Here is a 9,613-nt window from a genome sequence, read left to right on the forward strand (position 1 = left end):
GCGTACCCCGGGTTTTATCTCCTCGACGAAGATCTCCAGTACGAACCAGGCGGCCAGTGCGAAGATCAGCACCAGCCCGCACAGCAGTTGCAGTCCAATTCTCATGTCGACTCCCGGCCGGTGCCCGGCCGCAGCATGTTCATGCCAGTTCCAGGCTGTAGCCCAGCCCGCGATGGGTCAGGATCAGGTTGGCGTCCGGGTCGCGCTCCCGCAGCTTGGCGCGGATGGTCTTGATATGGGTGTCGACGGTACGATCCAGACTCTCCTCCGCCCCGCTCCATACCCGATCCATCAGCTGCTGGCGGGAGTAGACCCGGCCCGGTGCCTGCATCAGCGTCTTGAGCAGCAGGTATTCGTAGCGAGTGAGCGCCAGTGGCTGACCGTGAAAGCTGATGCGGGCCCGCTCCTCATCCAGTGCCAGCAATTGGCTCGGTTGGGAGAGTGTGGGCTGGCTACGGCGCAGTATTACCCGCACCCTGGCGCAAACTTCCCGTGGCGAGAAGGGCTTGGCCACATAGTCGTCGGCCCCTATCTCCAGCCCGATCAGTCTGTCTATCTCCTCGCTGCGGGCGGTGAGAAACATCAACGGAGTGTCGCAGTGGGCCCGCACCTGCTTGCATAGCTCGAAGCCGCTGATGTCTGGCAGCCCCACATCCAGGATCAGAAAATCGGGCCGCGTCTGTTCCAGTCGCGTCAACAGCGACTGACCAAGGGGAAACCACTCCACCTCGAAGCCGTCGGTTTGCAGCGCATAGATCAGGGTGTCGGCGATGCTGGCCTCATCTTCCACCAGCCAGATGACTTTTTTTTGCATGGCGTCCTCGTCGCAAATCAGCGTCCCCATTCTGGCATCGAACCAAATCGGATCCTATTTGCTGTTTTATTTTTCCAAAAAAGGCGCTAACATTTCGATATTATTTCGAATCGAAACTTAAAGATGACCAAACGTAATACTCAGCAGCGCCGCCACACCATAGTGAGCCTGGTGCAGGAGCTGGGTGAAGTGAGCGTCGATACCCTGGCCAAGCACTTCTCCACCTCTGAAGTGACCATCCGCAAAGATCTGGCTGTGCTGGAAACCGGTGGCCTGCTGTTGCGTCGTTACGGTGGTGCCATACCCCTGCCCAGCGAGATGGTGGTGGACTGCAATCCCGAGCAAGTTTCGAAACGAAAGCTGGCCATAGCCCGTGCTGCCGCCGAACGGATCCGCGATCACAATCGCATCATCATCGACAGCGGCAGTACCACCAGCTCCATGATCCCCATGCTGGGAAACAAGCGCGGCCTCATCGTGATGACCAACTCCCTTAACGTGGCCGGCGCCCTGCGGGAATTGGAAAATGAGCCTATTCTGTTGATGACGGGTGGCACTTGGGACCCTCACTCCGAATCCTTCCAGGGTCAGGTGGCGGAGCAGGTATTGCGCTCCTATGACTTCGACCAGCTGTTCATTGGCGCCGATGGCATAGACCCGGAGCGGGGCACCACCACCTTCAACGAGCTGGTGGGCCTGTCACGGGTCATGGCTGAGGTGTCGCGGGAGGTCATCGTCATGGTTGAGTCGGAGAAGATAGGCCGCAAGATCCCCAACCTCGAGCTGCCTTGGGCGAACATCCAGACCCTGGTGACCGACGAAGGCTTGGCCACCTCGGCCAGAGAACAGATTCAAGCTCGGGGGATCACGCTGATCTGCGCCCCCGTGGCGGCTTAACCTGAATATCCAAACGAATTTCCATTTTTACCTCTTGAGGAGAAGTCTATGTGTGGCATCGTCGGGGCCGTCGCCCAACGTGATGTGGCTGAAATTCTGGTCGAAGGCCTGCGCCGTCTGGAATACCGTGGCTATGACTCGGCCGGTGTGGCCGTGTTCAGCGCCAACCAGCCGCTGCAGCGGGTTCGCCGTCTGGGCAAGGTGGCCGAACTGGCCAAGGCGCTGGAGGAGCAGTCCGTCCACGGTGGTACTGGTATCGCCCACACTCGTTGGGCCACCCACGGCGAGCCGTCCGAGCGCAATGCCCACCCCCACATCTCCGAGCACATAGTGGTGGTACACAACGGCATCATAGAGAACCATGAGGAGCTGCGGGCCGAGCTGCAAGGGCTGGGCTATGTGTTTAGCTCCGACACCGATACCGAGGTGATTGCTCACCTGGTGCACCACGAGCTGAAATCCGCCCCCAGTCTGCTGGTGGCCATGCAGGTTGCGGTGAAGCAGCTGCGCGGTGCCTACGGCACAGTCGTGATGGACAGCCGTGACGACAGCCGCGTTGTGGTGGCCCGCTCCGGTTCCCCGTTGGTGATCGGTCGCGGCATCGGCGAGAACTTCATTGCCTCCGACCAGATGGCGCTGCTGCCAGTGACCCGTCGCTTCATCTTCCTGGAAGAGGGCGATGTGGCCGAGGTGACTCGTCGCGACGTGCACATCTTCGATACCCATGGCGAGGCCGTGGTGCGCGAAGAGCTGGAGTCCGAACTCTCTCACGATGCCGGTGACAAGGGCGAGTACCGTCACTACATGCTCAAAGAGATCTACGAGCAGCCCAAAGCCATTACCAATACCCTGGAAGGCCGTCTGGGCACAGATCACGTTGTGGTCGAGTCGTTCGGCAACGGTGCCCGTGCCATCTTCGACAAGGTCGAGCACGTCCAGATTGTCGCCTGCGGTACCTCCTATAACTCAGGCATGGTCGCCCGCTACTGGTTCGAAGAGATCGCCGGTGTCTCCTGCGACGTGGAGATCGCCTCCGAGTTCCGCTATCGCAAGTCGGTCGTACGCCCCAACAGCCTGTTGGTGACACTCTCCCAGAGTGGTGAGACTGCCGATACCCTGGCCGCCCTGCGTCTGGCCAAGCAGTCCGGCTACATGAGCTCGCTGGCCATCTGCAACGTGCCGGGCTCCTCCCTGGTACGCGAGTCGGATCTGGCCTTTATGACCCGTGCCGGTGCCGAGATCGGTGTGGCCTCCACCAAGGCGTTCACCACCCAGCTGGCTGGCCTGCTGATGCTGGTGGCTTCCGTTGGTCACTGCCGTGGCAACCTGAGTGCCGCCGCCGAGGCCGAGTTGGTCAAGGCGCTGCAAGCATTGCCACTGCGCATCAAGGAGAGCCTGGCGCTGGCCAAGGACATCGAGGCTATGGCCGAAGAGTTCGCCGACAAGCACCACAGCCTGTTCCTCGGCCGTGGCAGCCAGTACCCCATCGCCATGGAGGGTGCGCTCAAGCTCAAAGAGATCTCCTACATCCATGCCGAAGCCTATGCCGCCGGTGAACTGAAACATGGCCCGCTGGCGCTGATCGATGCCGAGATGCCCATCATAGTCGTGGCGCCGAACAACGATCTGCTGGAGAAGCTCAAGTCCAACGTGGAAGAGGTCCGTGCTCGTGGCGGTATCCTTTACGTGTTCGCCGATGCGAACGCCGGTTTCAAGAGCGATGCCACCATGCGGGTGATGAGCCTGAACCACGTGGAAGAGATGATAGCCCCTATCGTCTACACAGTGCCGTTGCAGCTGCTCTCCTACCACGTCGCGCTCATCAAAGGCACGGATGTGGATCAGCCGCGCAACCTGGCGAAATCGGTGACCGTGGAATAAGCCGTTGTCAGAAAGGAAAAAAGAGCCGCATTGCGGCTCTTTTTTTGTCTGGTTGGCTGGCGAGGTGGTCGCTATGACAGCCGTAGGTTGGTGATGGTCACGTCCTCCAGCGAGGGTACTATGATGCCGCTGGAGATGCTCTTGGCGATCGCCTGGTTGCGGTTCTTCGAATCTGTCTTGTTGGTGACCTGATTGAGGTGGAAGTTAACGGTCCGTTCGCTGATGCCGAGTATGGTGGCGATCTCCCATGAAGTCTTGCCCTCACTGGCCCAGAACAGGCACTCCTTCTCCCGATCCGACAGCTCTGTGAGGTGCTTCATCAGATCCGGCCTGCTTTTTATCAGCTGCAACGCCGAATTGAAGATGTAGCTGGCGCAGAACGACAACAAGGGGACGTTTTCAAACATCAGATCGGAATTGGATTTTTCCTTGCTGATGAAAGAGAGGATACCGTGTTCCCCCTGCGGGGTGTGCAGCGGGAAGGAGACGCCATTTCTCACTCCGAAGTCGGCTGCCAGATTCATCACCTCCCGGCTGGCGCTGGGCAGCCAGGGAGAGTCACAGTCGAGCTTGTTCCAGAAGATGGGCTGGGTCTGCTTCAGGCCCAGGAAGACCACTGGGTCCTGGGTCAGGTAGTGCCGCTCGCTGTAGGCTTCGAACCAGCTGGTGGGGCAGTTGTTGAACAAGGCCACGTGGGATTTCTGCATGCTGATGGGGAAAATAATCAGCAGACGGAAGTAATCAAATCCCATCTGATGACTGAAGCGCTCCAGTTGCTGCTGGATATCGCTGGTCCCCTTGGCCTTGGTGAACCGCTCGATGTGTTCCCAGATCGCATCGTTAAACATGTAGATCTCCTTTTTCGATCTCTATCACATTGATCGAAAAGATATTTATTATTAACTAATTTGGTGTTGTGACGACCAACGCCAGTGACTCCCGTGCTTGCTTAAAAATTATCCTGTTTTTCGGCCGAAGGCCAAGAAAATCATCTGATTGCCTCTGACCCTACTCTTTGAGACAATGAGAATAGTTATCATTGTTAAGATTTGTATCATGAACAAGTTTTGGAGTTTGGCCTTGTTGCCATTGTCAGTCCACTTTGCTGCCATCGGGGATGAGCTGGTTGCTCCTGCCCTCAACAACAGCATAGCTGCCGGGAAAGCCTCCCAGCAGCGGGTGGAAAAAGCCGCCGATGCCGCCATTGCCGCACGACTGGAGCTGCAAAATACCCAGCTGCAACTGCGCGACCTCGAAGCCTACAACCGCTACATGCAATCTCTGGTGGCCGATCAGCAAAATGAGCTGGGCACACTGAGCCAGCAGCTGGAAGCGGTGCAAGAGACCCGTCAGGGTTTGATCCCGCTGATGCTGCAGATGCAGGCGGACTTGGAACAGCTGGTGCAAAATGACATCCCGCTGCGCCGGGAAGATCGCCTGGCGCGGGTTGAACAGTTGAAAGCAACGCTGGCCCGAGCGGATGTGAGTGAGGCGGAGAAGTTCCGTCAGCTGCTGCAGGCCTATCAGATTGAAGCTGAATATGGCAGTAGGATGGATAGCTATTCCGCCGAGCTGGAGCTGGATGGTGCCCCGCGTCGGGTCGATGTGTTGGCGCTGGGTCGGGTCTCCCTGCTGGCGATGACCGCCGATCGCAGCCTGGCATGGCGCTGGTCAGCCGAGGCGAAGCAGTGGCAAGTTCTTGACAGCCAGTGGCTCTCCCCCATCGCTGAGGCGATGGATGTGGCTGCCGACAAGAAAGTTCCCCAGTTGCTCAATGTCCCCCTCTCTGTCAGCCGCAGTCAGGAGGCGCAATCATGAGAGTCACCATGAAGTGGTTCCCCCTCCTTATTGCCCTCTCCTGCGGTGCCAACGCCGCTGTCGCCGATGAGTGGCAGCAGGAGCAGGCCCGCGAACAGCAGGCTCAGCAAGACTTGGCGACTGCTGCCAAGGAGCTTGGCACGGCCCGCGCCAAACTGGCCGAAGCCCAGCGTCTGAGCAAGGAGCTGGCCAGCCAGTTCGCCAGCAACGAGAAGCAGCTGACTGAGCTCAGCGCCCAGTGGGAGCAAGCTTCCGGCGATATGAACGAGATCTTCGCAGTCACCCGTCAGGGCGCCAGCGATGCGGTCAAGTTGCTGAGCGAATCAGCGGTCGAGGAGCAGCATCCTGATCGCCTCGCCCCGTTGAAAGCCATGGCACAGGATAAACAGGTGCCGGATCGCACAGCCCTCGCCCTGCTGCCCGCCACGCTGCTGCAAGAGATCCGCGAATCTGGCCGGATTGCCCAGTTCAATGGCAAGGTGCTCGATGCCCAGGGGGCTGCCAGCGAGCAGTCGCTGACTCGGGTTGGAAGCTTTGCCCTGCTGGGGCGCGACGGCTTCCTGCAACCGACCGCTGAAGGCTTGAGTCCGGTGCTGGGTCTGCCCGGTAGCGTGCTCTCTGCAGTCGCGGCGTATCAGGGTCAGGAAGGGGAAGCGCTGCCGCTGGATCCTGCTCATGGCTCTCTGCTGGCGATGCTGGCGCAGGCGCCCACCTTCTGGCAGCAGGTACAACAAGGTGGTCAGGTTGGCGCCATTATCGTGCTGCTGGCTGCCATCGGTTTGGGGATCGCGGCGGTACGGCTGTGGAGCCTCTCCCGCGAACTGACGCTGGTGCGTCGCCAGCTCAAGAGCGGTGAATATCATGCCGACAATGCCCTCGGTCGGGTGCTGACGGTAGCGGACAAACACCCCGAGCTGAGCATGGAGACCCTCGAACTGCGTCTTGATGAGGCGATCCTGCAGGAGACCCCTCGCATGGAGCGTGGCATCGGCATGGTCAAGGTGATCGCGGCCATTGCCCCCATGCTGGGTCTGCTTGGTACCGTGACTGGGATGATTGGCACCTTCCAGGCCATCACCCAATTTGGGACCGGCGATCCCAAGATCATGGCGGGCGGCATCTCCATGGCGCTGGTCACTACAGTACAAGGCCTGGTAGCAGCCATTCCGCTGATCCTGGCCCACAGCCTGCTGCAATCGCGCTTCACCGAACTCTCCAATGTGCTGGAGCAGCAGGTGGCCGGCATTCTGGCCGAGCGTGCCGAGAGCAATAACAGCGGGATGGAGCGAGCAGCATGATGCTCGACATCTGGCAACAGCTACAGAGCTTCATGGGCCGTGGCGGCCCGGTGCTCTGGGTCATTCTGGCCCTGCTGGTGCTGATGTGGATTTTGATGATCGAGCGGCTGCTCTACCTCAATCTGGGTTTTGGCCCCTTGCAGCAACAGCTGCTCGGCCGCTGGCAGGCCCGCCGCGAGCGCCATAGCTGGCACGCTCGCGCGATCCGCAGCCGTTGGCTGGCGCAGGCGGAGCTGGAGCTGAACCGTCATCTGATCTTCATCCGCACCCTGGTGGTGCTCTGCCCCATGCTGGGGTTGCTGGGCACAGTGACCGGCATGATCGGCGTATTCGATGCGTTGGCCGCGGCCAACCGCTTTAACCCGGAGAGCATGGCGGGCGGGATCTCCCGCGCCACCATCCCCACCATGGCAGGCATGGTGGTGGCGCTCTCCGGCGTGTTGTTACTCAGTCGGCTCGAGAGTCAGGCCAAGCGTGCGCTGGCCAAGACCCGGGACGGCCTGCGAGAAGAGAAGGTAATGCAATGAGACGGCAATCCAAACGCCAGCGTGACGAAGTGCAGATCGACATGACCCCCATGCTGGATATCGTGTTCATCATGCTGATCTTCTTTATTGTCACCACCTCCTTCGTGCGCGAAGCCGGACTCGAGGTGCACAGGCCCCAGGCCAGTCAGGCCAAGGCGCAGAAATCCTCCAGCATCATGCTGGCGATCGGGGCTCAGGGTCAGATCTTCCTCGACCGCAAGCAGATCGATGTGGAGCGGGTACAGGCCACCATCGCCCGCCTGCTGGCGGAGCAACCTGATGCCAGCCTGGTTATCCAGGCCGATGAGCGGGTGCCCCATGGCAAGGTGGTGCGGGTGATGGATGAGGCCAAGGCGGCGGGTATCGCCAATATCGCCGTGGCGGTGGCGCCGAAATGAAATACAAGCTGATGAGCCTGGGGTTGGGGGTTGCACTCAGTCTGGGCATCCTGCTGTTCATGGCCACGCTGGTTGAACCGCCGCGGGGCGAGAAGGTGGCGAGCGAACAGAAGCCCATCGTTATCAATATGCAGAACGAGGTGACCGAGGTGCAGGTGCGCGAGCGTCCGGTGCCGCAGGAGCCCGAACCTCTGCCAGAGCCTCCTGCCGCATTGGCCTCGACACCGCTGCCGATGCCCGCAGCGGCCCCCTTGGCGGCCGTTGAGCCGAGTCTGGATCTGGTTTCCAGCCTCAGCGCGGTGCAGGTTTATGCCCCCGGTGTGGCGACCAGTACCGCGCCGGTATTGAGTGGCAACTACCACGGCCAGCAGCAGGGGGCGGGCATTGGCGTCGGTGACATGCTGATGCCGCTGCAACGGATCGAGCCGGTCTACCCCTATCGTGCCCAGCAGTCAGGGATCGAAGGATTCGTCACCCTGCGTTTTAGCGTGAATGCCGAAGGTGGCGTGCAGGATGTCGAGGTGATTGAGGCTAAGCCCAAGCGACAGTTCGAGCGGGCGGCCATTCAGGCGATCAACAAGTGGCGCTATCAGCCGAGACCGGGTGCCACCGACAAGCTGGTACAAGTCATCACGCTCAAATTCAAACTGGAGTCATAACTATGTTGCGGATCTGGATCTGTCTGCTGGCCCTGGTCGGCCAAGCCTGTCTGGCGATGGAGGTCAGCCCTCACTTCTCCCGTCAGCTTGAACCCGTGATGAAGCTCTATCAGTCTGGTCAGTGGCAACAAGCCCAGAGCAAGGCATCCGGCCTCAAGCCAAATAGCGATGCCGAACGTGCCTGGCTGGCGCAGTTGCAAGCCTCGCTGGCAGCCAATCTGCAACAGACCGCCCAGGCGAGCCGTTACGTCGAACAGGCCCTTGCCTATAAAGAGTGGCCCGAGCAGCAACAGCTTCAGCTGCTGCGACTGCGCGGTGATATTCAGGCCCAGCAATCCAACTGGTCCGGCGCCATTGCCAGCTACAAGGCGGCACTGGCGCTCCAGCAAGATGATGCTTTGCACCTGCGTCTGGCCGGCCTCTATTACCACAACAAGCAGTACGGTGACGCCGCCAGTCAGAGCGAACAGTTACTGAAGCAGGGTTGGCACAAGCAGGCCGCTATCATTCGTCTCTCAGCCCTTACCGCCCAGCAACGTTATGGCGTGGCTGCCGATCAGGCGGCCGAGCTGATCCGCCATGAGCCGACAGAGAGCAAATGGTGGCAACAGGCTGTATCGCTCAACCTCTCCGCCAAACGTGGCGATCAGGCGCTGGCGCTGCTGCAGACAGCCATCGACAGAAAACTGATGGATGACGCGTCAGCCCGCAACCAGTTGATCCGCCTCTATGCCTGGCAAGGGCTGCCTTATCGTGGTGCCCGTCTGCTGGAAGCGACCATGGCCAAGGGACAGATGAAGCAAAGTGCTGAAAATCGGCAACTGCTGGCCCAATTGTGGGAAGGTGCTCGGGAGTGGTCACAAGCAGTCGATAGTTGGCAACTGCTGGCCAACCAGCACGGTCAGCCGAAAGCCGCCATGCGCGCCGCCGAGCTGCTGCTGCAACAGGGCAGGACAGATGCCGCCATGACCCAGCTTGCTGCCATCAAGTCGGTGAAAGGCGAGCAAGGCAATCGTGCCAAAGCGTTGCTGGTGCAGGTACACCTTAATAAGGAGCAGTATGCCCAGGCGCTGGAACTGGCCCGTGAGCTGCAGCAACAGGATAACTGGCAGCAGAAGGCAACCAGCTGGGTCAACTATATCCGGGCACAAAGCGAAGAGTTGAGCAAAAAAGCGGCGTAAAAGAGGTGCCAAGGGGCTGTTTTGGGGCGTTCAGTTCGCTTTTTCAGCAAGCGAACGCATTTTTGCAAAAAGCCCTTGTCATCCCGGCGTGGCTCCCTATAATGCGCCCCTACCAGCACGGCGGAACACGCCAACCTGAT

General features: G+C 60.0%; 10 protein-coding genes. 8 read left to right on the top strand and 2 right to left on the bottom strand.

Annotation, left to right across the window (positions count from 1 at the left end):
* Positions 1-139: 139 nt before the first annotated feature.
* Positions 140-814, bottom strand: coding sequence for a beta-lactam response regulator transcription factor BlrA (gene blrA, locus AAC083_RS18310; RefSeq protein ID WP_108537363.1), 675 nt, complete (start codon positions 812-814; stop codon positions 140-142).
* A 123-nt stretch (positions 815-937) separates the two neighbouring features.
* Between blrA and AAC083_RS18315 the strand changes: the two genes are divergently transcribed.
* A complete protein-coding gene (locus AAC083_RS18315) occupies positions 938-1,711 on the top strand; it encodes a DeoR/GlpR family DNA-binding transcription regulator (protein ID WP_108537358.1) in 774 nt (257 codons plus the stop codon).
* Positions 1,712-1,759: 48 nt separating this feature from the next.
* Positions 1,760-3,592 carry a glutamine--fructose-6-phosphate transaminase (isomerizing) gene (gene glmS / locus AAC083_RS18320; RefSeq protein WP_108537359.1) on the top strand — a complete coding sequence of 611 codons (1,833 nt, stop codon included), beginning with the start codon at positions 1,760-1,762 and terminating at the stop codon, positions 3,590-3,592.
* A gap of 71 nt (positions 3,593-3,663) precedes the next feature.
* On the opposite strand, the gene AAC083_RS18325 is transcribed toward glmS, so the two are convergent.
* Entirely contained in the window at positions 3,664-4,440 is a 777-nt protein-coding gene (locus tag AAC083_RS18325; RefSeq protein WP_042037178.1) for a helix-turn-helix transcriptional regulator, read from the bottom strand.
* 208 nt (positions 4,441-4,648) lie between these two features.
* On the opposite strand from AAC083_RS18325, the gene AAC083_RS18330 reads away from it, so the two are divergent.
* Genes AAC083_RS18330 through AAC083_RS18355 form a run of 6 tightly spaced genes read left to right on the top strand, consistent with a single transcriptional unit; the run spans position 4,649 to position 9,473 of the window.
* On the top strand, positions 4,649-5,410 hold the full coding sequence (locus AAC083_RS18330) for a DUF3450 domain-containing protein (protein WP_181364812.1): 762 nt from the start codon (positions 4,649-4,651) through the stop codon (positions 5,408-5,410).
* Positions 5,407-6,708 carry a MotA/TolQ/ExbB proton channel family protein gene (locus AAC083_RS18335; RefSeq protein WP_108537360.1) on the top strand — a complete coding sequence of 434 codons (1,302 nt, stop codon included), beginning with the start codon at positions 5,407-5,409 and terminating at the stop codon, positions 6,706-6,708. The genes AAC083_RS18330 and AAC083_RS18335 overlap by 4 nt, the downstream gene beginning before the upstream one ends.
* Positions 6,705-7,235: a MotA/TolQ/ExbB proton channel family protein gene (locus AAC083_RS18340; RefSeq protein WP_042037184.1), complete on the top strand. Its 531-nt coding sequence runs from the start codon at positions 6,705-6,707 to the stop codon at positions 7,233-7,235. The genes AAC083_RS18335 and AAC083_RS18340 overlap by 4 nt, the downstream gene beginning before the upstream one ends.
* On the top strand, positions 7,232-7,633 hold the full coding sequence (locus AAC083_RS18345) for an ExbD/TolR family protein (RefSeq protein ID WP_005339369.1): 402 nt from the start codon (positions 7,232-7,234) through the stop codon (positions 7,631-7,633). Before AAC083_RS18340 ends, AAC083_RS18345 begins: the two co-directional genes overlap by 4 nt.
* Positions 7,630-8,292 carry an energy transducer TonB gene (locus AAC083_RS18350; protein WP_108537361.1) on the top strand — a complete coding sequence of 221 codons (663 nt, stop codon included), beginning with the start codon at positions 7,630-7,632 and terminating at the stop codon, positions 8,290-8,292. Before AAC083_RS18345 ends, AAC083_RS18350 begins: the two co-directional genes overlap by 4 nt.
* Positions 8,293-8,294: 2 nt before the next feature.
* Complete coding sequence (locus tag AAC083_RS18355; protein ID WP_108537362.1) at positions 8,295-9,473, top strand: hypothetical protein; 1,179 nt, start codon at positions 8,295-8,297, stop codon at positions 9,471-9,473.
* Positions 9,474-9,613: the final 140 nt, after the last annotated feature.

This window comes from Aeromonas sp. HMWF014 (genome assembly GCF_963878295.1).
Lineage (GTDB): Bacteria > Pseudomonadota > Gammaproteobacteria > Enterobacterales > Aeromonadaceae > Aeromonas > Aeromonas popoffii.

What these genes read in the sequence shown, in the direction of transcription:
- AAC083_RS18315 (WP_108537358.1), top strand. Translation starts at nt 938, where the DNA reads ATGACCAAACGTAATACTCAGCAGCGCCGCCACACCATAGTGAGCCTG.
- AAC083_RS18340 (WP_042037184.1), top strand. Translation starts at nt 6,705, where the DNA reads ATGATGCTCGACATCTGGCAACAGCTACAGAGCTTCATGGGCCGTGGC.
- AAC083_RS18355 (WP_108537362.1), top strand. Translation starts at nt 8,295, where the DNA reads ATGTTGCGGATCTGGATCTGTCTGCTGGCCCTGGTCGGCCAAGCCTGT.
- AAC083_RS18350 (WP_108537361.1), top strand. Translation starts at nt 7,630, where the DNA reads ATGAAATACAAGCTGATGAGCCTGGGGTTGGGGGTTGCACTCAGTCTG.
- AAC083_RS18330 (WP_181364812.1), top strand. Translation starts at nt 4,649, where the DNA reads ATGAACAAGTTTTGGAGTTTGGCCTTGTTGCCATTGTCAGTCCACTTT.
- AAC083_RS18325 (WP_042037178.1), bottom strand. Translation starts at nt 4,440, where the DNA reads ATGTTTAACGATGCGATCTGGGAACACATCGAGCGGTTCACCAAGGCC.
- glmS (WP_108537359.1), top strand. Translation starts at nt 1,760, where the DNA reads ATGTGTGGCATCGTCGGGGCCGTCGCCCAACGTGATGTGGCTGAAATT.
- AAC083_RS18335 (WP_108537360.1), top strand. Translation starts at nt 5,407, where the DNA reads ATGAGAGTCACCATGAAGTGGTTCCCCCTCCTTATTGCCCTCTCCTGC.
- blrA (WP_108537363.1), bottom strand. Translation starts at nt 814, where the DNA reads ATGCAAAAAAAAGTCATCTGGCTGGTGGAAGATGAGGCCAGCATCGCC.
- AAC083_RS18345 (WP_005339369.1), top strand. Translation starts at nt 7,232, where the DNA reads ATGAGACGGCAATCCAAACGCCAGCGTGACGAAGTGCAGATCGACATG.